The sequence below is a fragment of the Vibrio sp. RW genome, from assembly GCF_027587105.1.
Lineage (GTDB): Bacteria > Pseudomonadota > Gammaproteobacteria > Enterobacterales > Vibrionaceae > Vibrio > Vibrio toranzoniae.
The window spans coordinates 19,947-37,153 of the sequence record NZ_JAPPTM010000032.1; the positions used below are offsets into that span (position 1 = coordinate 19,947).

A 17,207-nucleotide genomic window follows, 5' to 3' on the forward strand; every position below is an offset into this window, starting at 1 on the left:
GAATATGAAATATATTAATTTTGATGGTTCATAACGGGGACTACAAGGAATGTTTAACATCAAACGCAACATGTTCAAAGCTACTATTGTCTTATTTGTGTTTTTGTTGTCAGCAGATAATGTCAGCGCGAATACGGACGATTTGGTTGCTCAAGAACTTTTGGCGCGATACGGTTCCATTGATGAAGTCTTATTGAATGTCGATTCTCTTTCAATAGAAGAAAAGAATGCTTTTAGTACTTACTTGACCAATCTTGAATATCTTAAATTGAAAGCAAATTACAAGAATCGTAATAAACTAGAGTTGTTAGACGCTGAGCAAAGAAAGGAAGATTTATACCTACAAGAAAAGCTGTTGTCTGATCCCGAGTTTATTGAAAACATGCGTCGCCTGCAGCACCAGAAGCAAGTAGCTGAGAATAAGTTACTTCACGCTCCACCTGAAAGTTTAATTGATACTGTTCCATTTGACCCTTCGCTTCCACAAGAGCTCATTTTACAAGTTTATCCGGGCTTTCCTGGTGCAATTTCATTTTTTGATCAAACAGGTGCAGCATGGCCGATTGTGTTGGTAAAACAGGGGTCAAATGGTGTTTTCACATCTTCAAAAATGCCAAACAATGCGTATAGCTTGGAGGCGAAGGAGGCTGGAGTAACAAACAGTGGTTGGTTTGTCTTAGAAGGTTTAGACACAACCATTCCATTTCGTATCACTTCACGTAACACTGATTATTTTAATCAGCGTCGACAAGTCATTTTGCCTTTAATAGGTCCCAATGCTAAGCCAGAAATACAAACCTCTTCTAAACGCATAGATATTAATAAAGCAGGTCCAGAATTCTATTCATTTCTATCTGGGACTACACACGGTATACCAGGGGCTAAAGAAGTAGAGCTTATTGGTATCCCAGGGCAAGCTTTTACCTATGAGGGTGCAGTTTATATACGAACAAGAATGGAGCTTAGAGGCAAAGGCAGTTCATTAATTCGAGAGGGTAAAGTCGGAAACTACAATTTGTACAAGGTTTACCCTAGAGCATTCTATTGGTTTTATGAAGGCAGAAAAAGGGTGAAAGCGGTAGTTAAAACTTCGGGGGCACTATGAAGAAGGGGAAAGGTAAAAAAGGCTTAATTATTGGCTCCGTTTTTGTAGTTGTTGCTGGGCTTATCGCTTTTGCAACGTGGACAGCAAGCAAACAAGTCAAGGAGGAACTTTCGGCTACAGGTAGTACGACGAGAGGTAGCGCTCCAGTTAAAACTGACGACATTACGGAGCAGTCCGTTGATGGGTCCATAAATGTGCCAGAAACATCACCTATAGCTCAGTCATCTCAGAAAATTGATCAATCTCAACGTGAAGAAGCAGTGCAAGCAGGCCGTAGCTATCTTGGAAAAACCAGAGTAATCCCGGAAAACAATAGCAATAGCACTAGTGATGAACATGAGCCTTCAAATAGTGCGATGCCGTCAGCTCAAACAGTTAATGAGCTTGGAGAAGAGCTTACTGCAGTAAAGCACAAAGGCGAAAATAATGAGTCAAAACTTACTGGTACGAACATTACTACTGGAGATACTGTTGTACTGCCTCTTAAAAGCAGTGCTCTATCGCAGGAGCAGTCTCAAATTGAAGATTTAAAGCGTCAATTAGAACTGAGTCAAGCAGGTCAAAAAGCTGATGAGGTTCAATTAATGCAAGAAAAAGCGAGGCAGGAAGCGACCTTGCAAGAGCAACGTGCAAAGCAAAGAAAATTAAAAATCACAGAAGGAGCCAAAAGTTTGTTTGCTGGATTGCCGTTCGTACCTGATTCTGGAGGTAAGTTTAAAGTTGGATATACTTCGAAAGCCGATAAATATAGCGCTACTACTGAAAATATCTTCAGTCCAAAAGATGCGAAAATGCCGGCTGCTTCTGCATTACACAGAACGGACGGTGGACAAACTCAGCCAGGTGTCCACCCAAATTACAGTCTTGAAGTGTCTAAGTTAGGTGACCAGTTAGCAGGAAAAAGCATGGCCGATGACAATAGATCGGAGTTTGACTCCCAAGCAGAAGACATTGTTTTGTTTGATGCCGGTGAAATCGCTTTTGCTCGAACCACGCTGCCAATTGATAGTGATGTTCCTGGGCCTATTCGTATTAAATTGTTAAATAGCCGAGCAAAGGGGAGTGTTGGGTTTGGAAAAATGGAACTTATTCAGCAGGCTCCTGGAGTTGCTCTAACACTCACATCAGTCATTCACGATGGCAAGCAAATTCCAGTGAAAGCTTGGGCACTGTCTCCTGATACAGAAAAGTCTCTGTTCGATAATGAAGTTGATCATCATTACATTCAGCGATTCGGCGGGTTATTTGCAGGTTTATTTATGTCGGGTTTTCTTGAGTCGTTGACGGATACAGATGTAACAACTTCGAATGGTGAAACAAATTCATCAACTTCAGCAATTGAAGGAACGACTGAGCGAATTGTTTATAGCATAGCAACGGCTGCCGAAGGTTTTCTCCCGATTCTATACAATTACGCGAATAGACCAATTCAAGTAGAGGTACCTAAGGGACAAACGATGTATCTACTATTTGAAAAGCAGGTACTGGCAACGGATCGAATAGAAAAAATAAACCTCGACGCTTCTGTCTCAGATGAAAAGCCACAACAAGATGTTGAGACAACAAGTGCGGAGACTGAGAAGCCAAATATTCCATTAGCGGTTATTGATCGTGCAAATGATCAGGAATCATATACGGAAATTTGGAAGTAGCTATGTTATATATGTCTTTTCTGTTTTAATAACAAGGATGATTTATGTCAAACAATGATGCACCTGAACAATCGGACAAAGCAAAACCAGATGCTTTGAAAACTAAGCCCAATGGCAAATCGAGAACAATTCTTGGAGTTGCGATCGTTATTGCCTTAGCTGGCGGTGCTTTGGCATTTGCGAACAGTAAGGGTCTATTGAGCACTAGTCACGGTGATGAATATATTACCCTTAGTGAAGTTTCGAAGATTGAAAGCCGTCTTGAAAATCAACTTAAAAACATCAAGCAATCGATACCGGAACTTGTTAAACGTGAGATAAATGAAGTTTCGAAACAAGATGGCTTTGGCGCAGTGAGTAAGCTTCAAAAACAACAACTTGCTGAAGAAGTGATTCGCAAATTGGATATCGACAATAGGGTGAGCTTGGCGTTGAAGGATAAAGAACAATCCATTGTTGAGCAGTCCTCGGAAGCTGCAAAAGCGTCGCTTAAGGGGGATATACCATCCTTGATCGGTGAGTATGTTGATCAGGTCTTACAACCATATGACCAATTTAATACATATCAAGTCAAGCATAATGAAGGTTTAGATACCCGTATGCTCGATCTAGAAAGTTCGATTTCATCTTTGCACACGATGCTATCAAGTCGTGAAAACGCGATCGCAATTCCTGAGCAAAAAAGGACTCGATTACGTGGTTTTAATACTCTCGACGAAATAGCTGATGGCGTCTTCTCAATTCGAGCACCGGATCGAAGAGGAGGGAAGCCTCACTATGTCACCCTCTGGAAGGGGGAAAAATTTATCTCAGTTCTTGGTAACCATAAAGTGACCGGTATTCAAGGGAAAGGTGATGATGCAATTCTTTTAGTTGGCTCAAAGTTCTACATTGATAATGATCGTGTTGATTACACAGCACAGGAATTAGCACAGATACGCAAAAATAAAGAAAAGAAAGGAAAGCGCCCCGTCACAAAGAAGTCTAGTTCTGAACAGGTTGCGAAAAATACAAGACACGCGACATCGCCTTCAAAAACAACCGTTGACCATATTGGAAAATTACCAAAGCCTATTGTCAAAACACAAACTGTTGGTGTTCCGATCGTAGTCCCACAGAACCAACGTGTCGTTAATAACAGTTCGTCTACCAAAGGGGCTGGTGTCCAGTATTTAAATGGAAGAATTCTATTGCCTGACTGGGCATTGATCGTTAAGTCACCTGAATTGGATAACGCTCTAGTTGTGAATCTAAATAAGACAGAAGGCGGACGTACGCAGAGCTTGGAAAAAGGGAAATACTACGACTTCCTTGGAACTGTTAAAGAGATTACAGCAGATACAGTTTGTTCAGATACATACTGCATTGGAGCGCTGCGATGAAGTCATTCTTGTTGCTCATCCTTTTAGTATTTAGCTCTTCAGCGTTTTCATCGAGTTCAACAACCAACTCAGCAATCGGCGATGTGGGAATTAGCGCTATAAAGCACGGGCGTATGTACTTAGCAATACTTTGGAATTTCAGGGCAGTGCTAGGTTTGATTCTGGTTTTTGGAAGCATTGCCTATTGGTACCGTCTGGGCAATAGCAGTAATGAGGACACGGCGATGTCGTCAATTTGGTTTCCGATTGCAGCAGGGTCAATTGGCGCTTTTATGACTTACAGTGGAGGAATTGACTATTTAGGAGAAATCTTCACCTTCAGCAGTGGGGCAGATGCCCTGATTTTACATGATGGAAGGGCTAATCTCACTGAGAATGCTCAATACGATTTTAAACAAGGTAGTAATACGGAGTAATTATGAAACTATATAACCAAATCGGAAAAACACTATTCGCTTTAATGATATCGGTCTATGCGGCTCCAATTTTGGCAAACAACGGAACCCGTGCCCAACAAGGGGGTGAAAACATTGATGCGATTGCTAGTTCTTGGGGTAGTGCATTATACACACTTGTTATGGCTGCGGGAATTGCGATGACTGGTTGGAGTATTTGGACTTGGTATAAGCAAGGTCAAGACAATCAGGGCAATGCGAACAAAGGTGAAATGGCGAAAATGCTTAAGGGTGCAATCGGTGGGTGTGCGCTCTCTTTCCCGACCGCTTGGATGCTATTCTTTGGTGAAGCAGCAGGTGTGGTTGAGGCAACACAACAAGCTGTTGATTATCGAAATCTTGTTGGTCAGGCCGCGCAATAACATCCGATTTAACTCTCTTCTTAGATAAGCCTCTTCCTATCATCTAGAATATTATGTACTATATTGTAAATTGTTAGGAAAAGGCTTATATAAATGTTTATTGGCGTAAGTAGAAGCAATGTTAGTCGTCTTTCGGAACCGCCCGAACCGTATGAAAATGCTGAATTTGACTTGGCGCGTCCTCAGTTTCTTAAAAGTGTTAATTACAAATGTTCAGTTTGCGGCTTCACCTCTCCTAAATACCAACATGTCCATCACATAGATGGGAACCACAAACATAACGAAATGAGTAATTTCGACTGTCGCGACCCTCTATGTCATTTATGCGAGCACCTATGGTTTGTTGCTGACAATAAGATGGGAACGTTAATCTTTTGCCCGTCTCTAACTCAAGCTGAATTAAATGCCTATGTTCGAATTGCCTGGGTTACTAATTACTTAGCAAAAGTACTTGGCCCGGAAGAGTGCGGTGAGGTTTTATTGAAAATAGCGCGGGAAAGTGGCCTTTGGCTCGAACTTTGGGAGAGCTCTAAGCATCAGGTCAAGCGAGTGTATTCAATCATGGACATCCGTGCATTAGCCGAAGACTTTCGGTCGATGACAGATGCTGAATACCAAGAAAGAGAGAAAAAGTATCCCCACTTGAGGCTGTTGTTTCACCCAGAATCGTTCAGCAAGGAAATTGAGGAGTGGAGTCGTAACAAGGAGTTCTTTGCGGATTTCTATAACCCAAATGAGTGGCCGAAAATACTAAAAAATCATCTGAAGCAATCAGGAAAGCAATTATGAACAAAGTTGGCGTTGCGTTTTTCAATGATGGGAAATCTCCTTCCAGTGGGATCTCATATCTTGATGGTTTGGTCACCCAATTTGAATCTATAGCGGACCTCGACATGTCAGTGCCTTGGATAGCTGACTTGACCTATAAGGATTTTCAAAATGCAGGATTTGGCCGTTATTCGCAATTTAGACCTGAGCAATATCTCCGAATTGGAATTTCAGTGATCATGCGTGAATTGGGTATCAAAAAGAACATAGAAGGCGCAGAAATTGTAGGGCAATTTGTCGACTCAATTGTTGAAGATATGCACCAAATGGTTGGAGCAGACCCATTTGAACAACCATATAGATTGCATTATGGAATGCTAAAATCCTTATTGCCGAGTTTTTATCAGGATGCGCTTTTAAATAAAAATGTTGCTGTAGCTGCAGCGCTTGAGAATGCATACCAGGCAAATCAGGGTTCTCATAAATCCAATCATGCAAATCAGGCAAAACTTCACCACTATACTTTTCCTCGCCTTGCCCATTTTGAATACTTGTTGAACCAGAATTTTCCAATTAATGATACATGGAAAGAGATGGAACAATTTAAAAAGCCTCTGCTTACTGGTATTAAACGAGGAATCCCTTTCGACAATTTCCAACAAGTGCACACAGAATTGAGAAATCTTCATAAGGATACGGCATGTATCTTAAATGTCCGCGTAAAGTCTATGGAAGATTCGCATATCCAAGGGTTCTCTTTTGGAGTTGAAGGAGCACGCTCTAACATCAGGCTGTGGGCACCGTTGCCTGAAGTTATTGAGCTGATGAACTATGCCCAGGTTGAAATTATTGGTGGATTTGAAACGGCAGCAGGCAAATTACCCATTCGTCCTCAAATTGATTTAACAATCAATCGGTATTCGTACCCAAGAGGTGTTGTGGCTGAAAATATATGGATTGGTTTGTCTGAGCCAGTTCGGATGAACGGCAATAAATACGCAACCGGCCTTGGTGTATACATGAGAGCATATGACCGATTGCTCTGTGGAAAGCTTGCACAGGCATTCGCCAAGTCAAAGTTTAAACTAGGTGGATTTGGTACTGGTGGTGTGAAGGTATGGGCAAGATCTCAAGATAAACCAAAGATAGATTCAATTGCTGCACGTTTTGGCGCAATGCCAGATCTCAAAGGATGAAAATATGGAAATTGATCCACTTGAAATATTTAGCATAGATAGCATGCCTTCAACATATGATGCGCTGTGTTCGCTAGACGTGCATAGAAAATTGGTCATCGAGTTTGAGGCACTATTTACAGCTAAAGACCTTATTGCCCTTCATAATGCATCCGCGCTGGATGAACAAGAAAGAGCTAGTGCTGTGAAAGCAGTTATTGCAAACGTGTCGAGTCGAAAGTTATCAGCAAGCAACTCGGACCAAAACTCATGGTCAAATAAAAGGATTCAGTTATAGATGGGTATTTTGTCTTTTCTTGCAAATCTGATTGCCTACAGTCCAGATGAAGTTTGTCAGTTGGAAACAAGTTCTGATCATGACAAACATACACTGGTAGCTAATGATGGTTCGTTGGTGACGCTTCTGGCACTAAGAGGTACATACAGATACTACAGCCAATCACAAGAGTTTCAGATACTTGAGTACGTATCGAATGAGCTAAGGCAAGTCTTTGAAGAAGAAGGGTATCAAATTGATTTTGTGTTAGACGTTGATGCAAGTCGTTCAGCTACTTATGTGGATGAAGCTTTAAGTTCAATGGATGTAACGACGAGGGATATGGGATACCAGTCTCAACAAGTAAACAAGGACGAAAAAGCGCTTCTCGCGAGTATTATTAAGCCAGAAGTTGGATACATTGTTTTGACTACCAAACCATCGGCTTTGGACAAGTTAAATAATGAAGAAGCAGTCGAATCAATACGTGACTTGGCGAATGAATTTGGGCATAACCTAAAGGGTGAGCGTGGTACAAAAGTCCAAAATCAATGGCTTGAATCTCAACAAATGCACGATGCACACAAGAGTTTTACTGATTCATTTACTACCATTGTTTCTGAATATGTATTGTTCACAAAACTAAAATCGCATTCTGCGCTTACAGAGATACGAAGTCTTCTCTATCGTGAGTTCGATTATTCCTCCGTTGGAAAAGTAGCCACCGCTGACAACTCCAAAGTCAAAATTATGAGCACCGATCCTCATGTCATTGAACTTCAAGACATCGGCCACCCGTCGATTCATTCGCAAATTGTTGAGGAAGAGTTTCATGATGCATCCAAAACTAATTTGACCTTCTTTAATGGCAAGTGCTACGCCACTTTGGAGCGTTATATGGTTGGTGATGAAATGGTATTGATGCGTTCACTAACCAATAAAATCGCCCGGAAAATACCATACCGCATTGTCTACTCACTGGTTTCAGGTTCACAGCAAATAAAATCGCAACTTAACACCAAGGCTCACACGACAAGCTTTGTAGCTCGTACTAGTAAGGTCAGTAGTGATCTACTAAATGCCTGTGACGCGATAGTTGAATTTATAAATGGTGGCGGCTGTGCCGTAAAATGTTACATGTCAGTGACTGTATGGGGGGACACAGAAAAGGAAACTACGAGTTACTATAAATCTGTTCAAGCTGCGCTGCAAACCTGGGGTGGGGAACGTCAGAGAGTAGGCTCATTTCCCGTAGAGTCTTTGCTTTCTTCATTACCGAGTTACAGTGCAAAACCTATTGGAGCCGCAAGTTGTGACAGCCTTTACGAAACTATGAAAGCGGCCCCATTGGTTAGAACATCGTCACCATGGAAACGTGGTGTAATGATGTACTCAACCATTGATTGTAAACCATGGCCTATTGACTTTGATGACCTTCAGACGCACCACTTAATAGCCGTTTCTGGTTCGATGGGTTCAGGTAAATCAATCCAAATGGCGTACCTTGCTCGCGCTATACAGTTTATACCTGGTACTACTGAACTCCCACTTTTTGCTGGTGTAGATTATGGCGAATCCATTATTTATTTCGCACAGTCAGTAATTTCAAACCTGAAAGAAGAAGATAAACAAAAAGCTGCCGTTGTAAATTTGGATAACAATAAACAGCATGCCTACAACCTATTAGAACCGCAATATGGCTATAACCGCCTTGCAAGTACTGAGATAAATACAGCAACAGCTTTTCTGGCAAAGATCGTTAATGGCGGTAGCGAAGCAAATATTCACGAGCAGCTTGATGCCTGCATTTCTAGCGTTATCGACCTCATGGTTGAAAAAGCCGTTGACCAACCGAGAATCATTGACCCTTCTCAAAAAGGAGCTGAAAAGATTCTTGAAGCTATCAATAGTCCGAATGTATCCAAGTACCTAGTCAAAGAAGCTAGAACTAGTTATCTGAATGCAAGAAATGCTATGTATAAAGCGAGTATTGACCGTGACGTCCCGCCGCTACTTCGCAGGCAATATTTGATGTTATCTAAGGCGGCTCACAGATACATTTGGCCTCTAGTTGCAGACATACCTTCGGCATTACAACAGACTGAGGTCAAAGCGATACTTGGTAAATTCACTTATGGTAATGGGCTGTTAATCGATGCGATAGGTGCAGCAATTAGTTTGAGCTGTAACCGGTATAAAGCACTCTTGGGACATTATCCCATGGCTGACTATAGCGACGTAAGCATGATGTTTGTGAATGCCAAGCCAATAGTTGACAGTGCTCCTGATTCGATGAGGAACGCTTGGTTTATCCTTGCTAAAGGTATGTCACAGAGGCATTTTTGGGTTCACCCAGATGATGTTAAAAAAGATGCGGACCCAGTCTTTTATAACCGGGCAATGATCATTGCAAAACGAAAAAAGCCTATACCAAAATACTACTATCAAGATGAGTATGAACAGGCAGCTTGTCATGAGTTAGATACCAATATCGAAAAAGAAACCAAGACAGCACGTAAATACAGACAAACTATTGCGCTCGCGACACAGTTGTACCACAAATTCCCACCAGCGATACGAGGTTTGGCGACGAACACGCTCGTCTGTAATATCCCAGACGTAGAGACAGAGATAGAGCTAAAACGACAGTTCAGTTTAACTGAAGACGAAATGTCATCACTAAAGCCATATGTTGGTAAAGTTAATGTTATCAAAGGCAAAGGGCGAGGACTTTTATACATTGGCAAGTTGAAGGCAGTCACAGCCCCTATCGTTCAACCAATAGTGTCATTAATGCCAGAGGGGCTGGTATGGTCATTGGCTAATGACGCTGAAGATGTTGATCTTCGTATGAAAGTCCAAGAGATAATAGCGGGGCGTCTTAGCTATGACCAAATTTCAACAGCAATGGGCAGTGCTTTAGGGTACCCCAATATGAAAAAGCTAATCAAAGATAGAGTGGCTGAAGAAGGCATAAACGACAAAGTTGTGATCCAAGAGTGTTTGGATCGAGTCATGAAAACAATCAACAATTCTGGATTACTATCATGATGTTACTTAGACGATTTACTGCATTTATGTTGGACTACCTCGTAGTTTCAATGATTGCAACAGCTGCTATTATCCTATTGAAGGTAGACGACCTGATGATGGTCATATACCTCTTATGCAGCTTTTTTGGTTATCACATAACGTTGTACTGCTTTATTGGAACTACACTAGGTGAGAAAGTTGTACGGCTAAAAACAGTGAATGATGACGGCATGGCGACAGAGAAACTTGAGTTGTCATCATATTTTTTTAAAACATTAGGGCTTGTGCTCCTATTGGCAGCGCCCGTGCTTGCGTTTGTTGTGCTATTACCCAAAAAACGGTCATTTGCAGACCGCATATCCAGTACTAAGTTAGAGAATTCAGAAGCTAAACCCTAACTTTGGAATATTCGGCTCACTTCAGCTTTGATGTCATCGCCGTCCAATGTTATCCGCTCGTTGGCCCGCCAAATGTCCAATGAAACGGGTTCTCGGTACGACTTATCATTTGTATCGTTTCGTATGTTAATTAAACATCGATAGGCCACTTTGTTGTCCCTGTTCTTTTGCTGCAATAGATAATCAGGTGAGGCTGTTTCTGAAAGCAGAGCGGCTTTGGGAAGAAGAACCTTTTGAATTGACCATTTTTGTAGACTCCTTTCGTCAATTTCTTTCGCGATATGCGTAAAGAAGTGGCGCTCTAGATCTGACTCAATTGGAAAGATATTAGTCTTCGATGCGATAGGTTGTATGTAGAGTGAAGTAGGCTTCAACTTGGCATTGGCTTCCTCATGCTCCTCATGTGTTACGGAAAGCGCAATTAGGTAGGGCCCTTTTGTCTCTAAAGCCTTCTTAGTGTTTGTGTGCCGATATCCATAACTAATACCATCAAAATAAATGTACTTTGCTTTGAGATTTACTTCTTCTGTGACAAAGAAAACAAGAGCGTGTGGCCTGCCTGGCCCCTCCCATTTCCCGCTCTTAAGATCTCTATTGAGAGTTCGTAAGCAGAATTTAAACCCATCGTGACCAAAGAATAGATATCGGTCTAATGTGGTTTTACCGAATCGGACATTTTGAGCTTGGATCTTGAAGTTCATTAGTGTCTTGTTTACGGAGATTGATTTGTTTGGGTAGTACCAATTGGAAAAGGTTTCTTTAATAAGGTAACGAAGTAGCTGAGTAATTTTAGGCTCTCTTACCTGAGGAGATTGTGCGGTTTCCTGACTTTGTATGATGGGAGTGGATGGAGAGGTGCGACTATCTTCCTTTTTAAAGCACGGTGTAGAGCAAAAGACTCTTCTTGTTTAGTATCACTCTCGCTTGCTAACCCCCTATCGATGTAACCTTTGACATGGGTATACAATGGACAGTCTTCACGGTGTTTACCCAAGATTGGGTGATTCACAATGTGAAAATGGTTGTGACTATAACGGATAAGCATTCGAGCGGGGGGGGGGACAGCAGTGACACAAAAAGTCAGAGTTTGATTCTCTAACTTGAGCAAAAAGAGCTTGCGCTGCAGGCTTGGTACGTTCATCAGGAAGAAGGATTTGCGGTTGTTCAAGCAAAGAACCATCTTGAACTTCGGAGCGACAAATAACCGATATCTTCATTACGCAGTCCACTTGTAAATTGTATTTGTATGAAGTATATCAGATTGGGAGGATTATTCTCTTTTGCCACGTCTTTTTGGTAATATTTCTCTTTTTAATTGAATTTTACTTAATGAGAATATTGTTTTAGAAATAAGAATTACATATATTTTTACATCATTATCCTGGCAAACATGTGCCTCCAAAATGATACTGTTCCAACTATAAACAGTAAATTGGAGCACGCCATGGAATACACGTTGCCATTAAGCAGGAAACTTACAATCTTAGGGGCACTGGGCGCTTTCAGTATCCTCATTCTATTAGCAATGTCGTTTGCGCTCGAGAGACAAACTCATACACTGGGTGCTTCGAAAGCGGCTATTGCAGACCTAGAAGTTAAACTGCTCCAAATGCGCAGACATGAAAAAGACTTTTTATCACGCAGCTCAGAGAAGTATATAGATAGGTTTCAATCGGAAGTCGTTGAATTCCTTCAGATACGCGAACAGTTTCTAAATTCACTGGCCACTTTGAGGATTGTCATACCAAATGTGGATCTTACTTTGGATAATCTTGAGCATTATGAGCGTTCGTTTTTGGCGTTGGTTTCAGCGCAAAGGATATTAGGAATTAGTGACCATGAAGGACTAAGAGGGGAGTTTTCAGAGTTACTAAATCTCGTGTCCATAAAAGCGGTAGAGGAAGATGACCGCCACACAAAATCACGGATTGATCTGATCGTCAGTTCGCTCGTCAGCTTAAAGCCAGTAGACCCTATGCTCTTAACACAAGACATTAAACAGTTGGCGTTGATTAGCCATAAGCTCATTGAGCAAACGAGGCTCATTGGCTCTGATCACCGCAGTGGTCTCCGACTTCAAGTCCGTCAGGCTGCAGCAGATTTGGAAGATATATTCGCACAATTAAAGGAAGATTTTCAAAGAGCCGAAAGCACGAAGCGCAGTGAGAGCTTCACGGTCAAGATTCTATTTAGTGGCATTTTACTACTAAGTCTTGTCACTGTTTCATTCTGGCTTACACGTTCTATAGTCAAGCGTATCTCTGCGCAGTCTCAAGTGATGGTCGATATCGTAAATACAAATAACCTCTCTCTTCGGTCCCGTGATATTAGCAATGACGAAATTGGCGCAATGGGACAGAGCTTTAATAACTTGCTAGATGGTATGACATCACTTGTATTCTTTGCGCAGGAACAATCGGTAGTTTTAGAGGAGACTACAAAGGTCCTAGAAAAGCAGCTTACGGCGCTGGCAGAGCAGGCTCAAAAGCAAGCCGACAATACCGTATCGGTAACAACCGCAACGAATCAAATGTCAATGACCATAAGAGATATAGCGCTGAACTCAGAAAGCAGTGCATTGAAATCTCATAATTCTCTTCAACATGCTACCGAGGGGAATGTTGCTGTGGTTGAGATGACTAAATCAATCGGTGATTTGTTCACAGCACTCAAAGAGAGTGAAGTTGATATCGTGACTCTCAAGGAGTACACCAGCGATGTGACAAACGTCGTTGAGATTATTCAGAATGTGGCGGAACAAACAAACCTACTCGCATTAAACGCGGCGATTGAGGCTGCTAGGGCGGGTGAGCAAGGGCGTGTGCTGTGGTTGCTGATGAGGTAAGAACTCTAGCGATAAGAACTCAATCCTCCACCAGCGATATACGAACCATCATTGATTCGATTCAAAGACAGACGGAACGATTTATATCTAACCTTGAGCTGTGTACTGGGCGTGGTACACACCTTCTTCAGTCTGCGACAAGAGCGGAAGGTAAACTAGGAGTGATCAGCGATGATGTACAAGAAATCTCAGACAGTACGACTCAAATAGCTGCAGCTATAGAGCAGCAAAGCGTAGTGACTAATAAAGTGAATGAAACCATATCTTCGACAGGCAAAATTGCAGATGAAACAAATGTTTTGGTTCATTCTTGTATGGGGGCCGTGGTTCAACTTAACGAAGAGTCAAAAAGGCTTACTGACATTGCTTCACAATATGCCCTGAAGCACGACGTCATTTAATTTAATTGAGGTATGCAAGGTTTACGAAAAAGCCCGCTTTATGCGGGCTTTATATTAATCAAGTTGAGAACTATCGGAAATTGACAAGCTCCGTCAAACAAGAGTTATTTGTACAGCTGTTATGCCAAGCGAAGATACCATTTGGAGTATGGATTTGTTTTTGAAACCCAAGGTTAAACAGGTCATTTTTTCATTGTAAGCTCACTCATTAACGAGCCGTCTCTTAAAGAAATCTGACGCCAGTGGTGTATCTCATTGTAATCAGGCTTGTTGGTATCCGCTGGTGGAAATTCTTGGTAAGTACGGACAGGCGAATAGTGACTCACCGTTGTTTCATCAAGACCTCGATAGAACTTGCCATCATAGAACTCACCAAGCTTGGTAAGCTTGCCTGTCGAGGCGTCAAAGGTGTACCAAGTACTCGGAGCATCAGCTACGTACTTGTCCCCATCAACGTCTATTTGAGCTGAAAAAATGCTACCACCAAGCCAGGTGATCATAATGTCAGAATTGGCGACAGGCTTTGCATTTTCATTTAGCAAATAATCAGAGATTACCAGACTAGCAAGTCGTTCTTTAGTTGGTGCGTCTCGATCGTCTACTTCACCATCTGTTTGTATTCTGTATGTGTGGCCTGTCGGGTCATAGACGGAAAAGTCTGCGCCTGCTCTGTCGTCTTGAACCGGGTAAGGATAGAGTTGCCCATTGGAGATTGCTTGTTCAAGTACTGGGTGCTCACCGAAGACGGCAAACCCTGAATTATGCGCCTGTTCATAGAAAACGCTTGATGGAGTTTCGTTAGTAAGCTGCTCAAACTGCATGTTAAAGATGTCAACGCTATCGTCATTGCTTTCGATGACAATTCGCTCGTTGTCAAGATACCAAGAGTTCATGCCATTATAATTATCAAAATACTCGCGCTGCAGTATCTGACCAGTCTTTTGATCAACCACGGCCATCTGGCTCATGTCACAATTTGAAAAAACCAACTTATCAGCACTAGCTTGGCCATAGCAAAGTATCATGTCGTCCCACTTTGAGTTCACCCATTTGGTTCGTGCTAGTTCAATGCTGTATGAGTCAGAGGTTCGCTTTTGATAAATATCACCATTGATATCGATTTCAAGCGTGATGTTATCAAAATCTGTAACGTGCTCATTCAAGTACGTAGCAAAGTTCTCGGTAACTAGCTGGAGGGTATCGATATTGGCTTGAGAGTCTTGGATTGTCTCTCCTATGTAAGGCATTTTGCTTCGCGCTAAGGTTCGGATTAGTTTAGCTTGAGTGTTGCTTGAGCTCGCAGCAATGAAGTCAGAGTCGAGTAATTCAGCATCAACGCCAAGTTCAGCTGCAAGATCATTGATGAACTTGTTGTTGAGGTCTGCAAGTGTACTGAAAGGCGTAATGTATCGTGAGCCTGGGCTCGCAACAAGTGTCTTGGATTCTATTGCCATGCCCGTATCCGAGTCTACGGTTTGGCCGGCCACGACTTTAACCAAAATTCGATACTGAGAAGCTTCATCGATTGTAAGTGAGCCTGTTGCGTCCGTTAATCCAAGGTACTCATCGTTGTCTGGAATGTAGTCACCGTCGCGATCAGCATACATCTCAGCGAATTGAAGGTACCCATCAATGGCCTGATAAGTAGCTGATTGAATTGTACTGGTTCCGTTATCACTATCGCCGCCGCAACCGGCCAAAAGAATTGCAGTAGAGAGAGAAGAGAGAATTAAACGTTTCATTTGTCTATACCATTATGCTATTTTTAGATAATAAACAATGGAGCGCGTATTGCGCAAATATAAGCATGAGGTTGACTATAGGTGATCATTGCAAAACCCAAGATAAACCGCCGAGTAACCTACGAACGAGTGTTACTCGACTTCTCGAACGAGCTATCTAGTGCACTTTCTACGAATAAGCTTTCAAACTTAGAGTGTTTTCATGGGTTTATAGAGCAGTATGCTGATAATGTCGGGCTTGATGCTCATGTTGCAGCCGATCTGCTATTTTTCCCTGATAATTACCATAATCTAGCGGAATCGTTAAACTGCTATGCAATTCGTAGTGGTATTCATTCTGTAGTCAGAGACTCAAACATAAGTTCGAAGACAGCCACGGCAACGAATAATTTCCTTCAGCAGTTATTCGTTGGCGGTGAACTGCCAACATTTCTAACCGAAGTGTTGAGAATAGCGATAGTCCCACTATTGAGTGACTACGTGCGATTTACGAAACAGAAAGGTTTATGCAATAGCGATGACCTAAAAAACGCTAAAATGATTGTTCTAGAGTTCATGACAGGTTACGCAAAGAAAAAGGAAAAAATGTATGAATAAGATCACCTTCTCAGAGCTACCACATGAACAAACAGGCCAGGGGATAGCGAGCATCACCGAATTCTTCAGCAACCTTCAGTTTTCCACCAACGATCTACACGTAGGTTTGATGCATACTGGGTACAAGCCTCTGATGAACCACTTTGCAGTTTTTTCTCCAGCTTTTCCAGAACCAAGTATCTTTCGTTTGATGTGAGAGAGCTACTGGGTGTGCAAAGCATACAAATCCCATTAAAGGGTGGGGACAGACTGGCTTTTATCGTGGAAGAGCTAGAAGAGAAGTTTGATGATGACACAGAGTTGTTGAAGGCCATCGTCAGATCGAAATCGGTTTGAAGGGATGACTCTCTAAAATGAACATATCATGTTTAATCGTATCAATTAGAATTACTGGCATATTGTTTTTTATTTGTAAGTGGAATGTTATTGTCCATATCATGCTTAAATACAATTCATTTAGCATATTAACTGGAAATGCTGGTGGACATTCAGGCGATAATTCAGAAGTGAGGGGATGGAATGAAAGACAAAGACAACGGATTATCATTACAAAATAGATTGATCATAACTTTTGTGGTCTTCTATGGAGTCTTTAGTCTGCTTGAAGGATTTGCAGTAGGGCTTATTGCTGTCTTACTGGCTTTAGCCGTGTTCTTACTTCTTCCAATACAGCACAGCCATACAACCCCTGAGAAGCGCTTGTATTTCAAAAAGCAGTCACCAAACGTTGCTATAAGTGATGCAGAAGTCGATGAGGTATTGAGATATCTAAATTCATTACCATACTCCAAAACAGCTAGAATGCCGGATGTTTGGGCTAAACAGCAGTTCATAGACTGGCTAAATGAGAGCATCCCAAACGAAATAGAACAGGGAGTGCACTTTCAAATTGCAACGGGGGTTAGTGGAAAAATCGTCCAATTATCCTCTATATCAATGTCTATACCCGTTCAACTTGAAGGTGCAGGTTCCAGTAACTGAAAATTATCCGTAATTCTGGATGTAAGTGAGCCTG

The 17,207-nt window shown here is 41.8% G+C and carries 16 protein-coding genes and 1 pseudogene; 14 read left to right on the top strand and 3 right to left on the bottom strand.

Annotated elements, in window-relative coordinates; translation table 11 throughout:
- The first annotated feature begins 49 nt into the window (after window positions 1-49).
- The 10 genes from OCT63_RS18850 (at window position 50) to OCT63_RS21575 (ending at window position 10,607) form a co-directional block, all read left to right on the top strand.
- Window positions 50-1,105, top strand: a complete 1,056-nt coding sequence (locus tag OCT63_RS18850; protein WP_269984318.1) for a DotH/IcmK family type IV secretion protein — start codon at window positions 50-52, stop codon at window positions 1,103-1,105.
- Entirely contained in the window at window positions 1,102-2,757 is a 1,656-nt protein-coding gene (locus tag OCT63_RS18855; RefSeq protein WP_269984319.1) for a DotG/IcmE/VirB10 family protein, read from the top strand. Before OCT63_RS18850 ends, OCT63_RS18855 begins: the two co-directional genes overlap by 4 nt.
- A 44-nt stretch (window positions 2,758-2,801) precedes the next feature.
- Window positions 2,802-4,139 (top strand): hypothetical protein, encoded by a 1,338-nt coding sequence (locus OCT63_RS18860; protein ID WP_269984320.1) that lies wholly within the window; start codon window positions 2,802-2,804, stop codon window positions 4,137-4,139.
- Complete coding sequence (locus OCT63_RS18865; protein WP_269984321.1) at window positions 4,136-4,555, top strand: hypothetical protein; 420 nt, start codon at window positions 4,136-4,138, stop codon at window positions 4,553-4,555. The genes OCT63_RS18860 and OCT63_RS18865 overlap by 4 nt, the downstream gene beginning before the upstream one ends.
- Window positions 4,556-4,557: 2 nt before the next feature.
- Entirely contained in the window at window positions 4,558-4,956 is a 399-nt protein-coding gene (locus OCT63_RS18870) for a hypothetical protein (RefSeq protein WP_269984322.1), read from the top strand.
- Window positions 4,957-5,049: 93 nt separating this feature from the next.
- Window positions 5,050-5,745, top strand: coding sequence for a hypothetical protein (locus OCT63_RS18875; RefSeq protein ID WP_269984323.1), 696 nt, complete (start codon window positions 5,050-5,052; stop codon window positions 5,743-5,745).
- Window positions 5,742-6,920 (top strand): hypothetical protein, encoded by a 1,179-nt coding sequence (locus OCT63_RS18880; protein WP_269984324.1) that lies wholly within the window; start codon window positions 5,742-5,744, stop codon window positions 6,918-6,920. The genes OCT63_RS18875 and OCT63_RS18880 overlap by 4 nt, the downstream gene beginning before the upstream one ends.
- A 4-nt stretch (window positions 6,921-6,924) precedes the next feature.
- Window positions 6,925-7,197 carry a hypothetical protein gene (locus OCT63_RS18885; RefSeq protein ID WP_269984325.1) on the top strand — a complete coding sequence of 91 codons (273 nt, stop codon included), beginning with the start codon at window positions 6,925-6,927 and terminating at the stop codon, window positions 7,195-7,197.
- On the top strand, window positions 7,198-10,227 hold the full coding sequence (locus tag OCT63_RS18890; RefSeq protein WP_269984326.1) for a hypothetical protein: 3,030 nt from the start codon (window positions 7,198-7,200) through the stop codon (window positions 10,225-10,227).
- Window positions 10,227-10,607: an RDD family protein gene (locus OCT63_RS21575; RefSeq protein ID WP_443088556.1), complete on the top strand. Its 381-nt coding sequence runs from the start codon at window positions 10,227-10,229 to the stop codon at window positions 10,605-10,607. Before OCT63_RS18890 ends, OCT63_RS21575 begins: the two co-directional genes overlap by 1 nt.
- Here OCT63_RS21575 and OCT63_RS18895 read toward each other — a convergent pair.
- Both OCT63_RS18895 and OCT63_RS18900 read right to left on the bottom strand, forming a co-directional pair.
- A complete protein-coding gene (locus tag OCT63_RS18895) occupies window positions 10,604-11,308 on the bottom strand; it encodes a hypothetical protein (protein WP_269984327.1) in 705 nt (234 codons plus the stop codon). The genes OCT63_RS21575 and OCT63_RS18895 overlap by 4 nt on opposite strands.
- Before the next feature lie 327 nt (window positions 11,309-11,635).
- Window positions 11,636-11,824 carry a hypothetical protein gene (locus OCT63_RS18900; protein WP_269984328.1) on the bottom strand — a complete coding sequence of 63 codons (189 nt, stop codon included), beginning with the start codon at window positions 11,822-11,824 and terminating at the stop codon, window positions 11,636-11,638.
- 758 nt (window positions 11,825-12,582) lie between these two features.
- Here OCT63_RS18900 and OCT63_RS18905 point away from each other — a divergent pair.
- Window positions 12,583-13,853: pseudogene (locus tag OCT63_RS18905) on the top strand (methyl-accepting chemotaxis protein).
- 182 nt (window positions 13,854-14,035) lie between these two features.
- Here OCT63_RS18905 and OCT63_RS18910 read toward each other — a convergent pair.
- Window positions 14,036-15,595, bottom strand: a complete 1,560-nt coding sequence (locus tag OCT63_RS18910) for a hypothetical protein (RefSeq protein WP_269984329.1) — start codon at window positions 15,593-15,595, stop codon at window positions 14,036-14,038.
- Between the two features lie 81 nt (window positions 15,596-15,676).
- Between OCT63_RS18910 and OCT63_RS18915 the strand changes: the two genes are divergently transcribed.
- The 3 genes from OCT63_RS18915 (at window position 15,677) to OCT63_RS18925 (ending at window position 17,173) form a co-directional block, all read left to right on the top strand.
- The gene (locus OCT63_RS18915) at window positions 15,677-16,192 is read left to right on the top strand and encodes a hypothetical protein (RefSeq protein ID WP_269984330.1); all 516 of its coding nucleotides are present in this window, start codon (window positions 15,677-15,679) and stop codon (window positions 16,190-16,192) included.
- Entirely contained in the window at window positions 16,185-16,388 is a 204-nt protein-coding gene (locus OCT63_RS18920; RefSeq protein ID WP_269984331.1) for a hypothetical protein, read from the top strand. Before OCT63_RS18915 ends, OCT63_RS18920 begins: the two co-directional genes overlap by 8 nt.
- Before the next feature lie 323 nt (window positions 16,389-16,711).
- Window positions 16,712-17,173, top strand: a complete 462-nt coding sequence (locus OCT63_RS18925) for a hypothetical protein (RefSeq protein WP_269984332.1) — start codon at window positions 16,712-16,714, stop codon at window positions 17,171-17,173.
- The last annotated feature ends 34 nt before the right edge of the window (window positions 17,174-17,207 follow it).

What these genes read in the sequence shown, in the direction of transcription:
- OCT63_RS18850 (WP_269984318.1), top strand. Translation starts at nt 50, where the DNA reads ATGTTTAACATCAAACGCAACATGTTCAAAGCTACTATTGTCTTATTT.
- OCT63_RS18855 (WP_269984319.1), top strand. Translation starts at nt 1,102, where the DNA reads ATGAAGAAGGGGAAAGGTAAAAAAGGCTTAATTATTGGCTCCGTTTTT.
- OCT63_RS18860 (WP_269984320.1), top strand. Translation starts at nt 2,802, where the DNA reads ATGTCAAACAATGATGCACCTGAACAATCGGACAAAGCAAAACCAGAT.
- OCT63_RS18865 (WP_269984321.1), top strand. Translation starts at nt 4,136, where the DNA reads ATGAAGTCATTCTTGTTGCTCATCCTTTTAGTATTTAGCTCTTCAGCG.
- OCT63_RS18870 (WP_269984322.1), top strand. Translation starts at nt 4,558, where the DNA reads ATGAAACTATATAACCAAATCGGAAAAACACTATTCGCTTTAATGATA.
- OCT63_RS18875 (WP_269984323.1), top strand. Translation starts at nt 5,050, where the DNA reads ATGTTTATTGGCGTAAGTAGAAGCAATGTTAGTCGTCTTTCGGAACCG.
- OCT63_RS18880 (WP_269984324.1), top strand. Translation starts at nt 5,742, where the DNA reads ATGAACAAAGTTGGCGTTGCGTTTTTCAATGATGGGAAATCTCCTTCC.
- OCT63_RS18885 (WP_269984325.1), top strand. Translation starts at nt 6,925, where the DNA reads ATGGAAATTGATCCACTTGAAATATTTAGCATAGATAGCATGCCTTCA.
- OCT63_RS18890 (WP_269984326.1), top strand. Translation starts at nt 7,198, where the DNA reads ATGGGTATTTTGTCTTTTCTTGCAAATCTGATTGCCTACAGTCCAGAT.
- OCT63_RS21575 (WP_443088556.1), top strand. Translation starts at nt 10,227, where the DNA reads ATGTTACTTAGACGATTTACTGCATTTATGTTGGACTACCTCGTAGTT.
- OCT63_RS18895 (WP_269984327.1), bottom strand. Translation starts at nt 11,308, where the DNA reads ATGAACTTCAAGATCCAAGCTCAAAATGTCCGATTCGGTAAAACCACA.
- OCT63_RS18900 (WP_269984328.1), bottom strand. Translation starts at nt 11,824, where the DNA reads ATGAAGATATCGGTTATTTGTCGCTCCGAAGTTCAAGATGGTTCTTTG.
- OCT63_RS18910 (WP_269984329.1), bottom strand. Translation starts at nt 15,595, where the DNA reads ATGAAACGTTTAATTCTCTCTTCTCTCTCTACTGCAATTCTTTTGGCC.
- OCT63_RS18920 (WP_269984331.1), top strand. Translation starts at nt 16,185, where the DNA reads ATGAATAAGATCACCTTCTCAGAGCTACCACATGAACAAACAGGCCAG.
- OCT63_RS18925 (WP_269984332.1), top strand. Translation starts at nt 16,712, where the DNA reads ATGAAAGACAAAGACAACGGATTATCATTACAAAATAGATTGATCATA.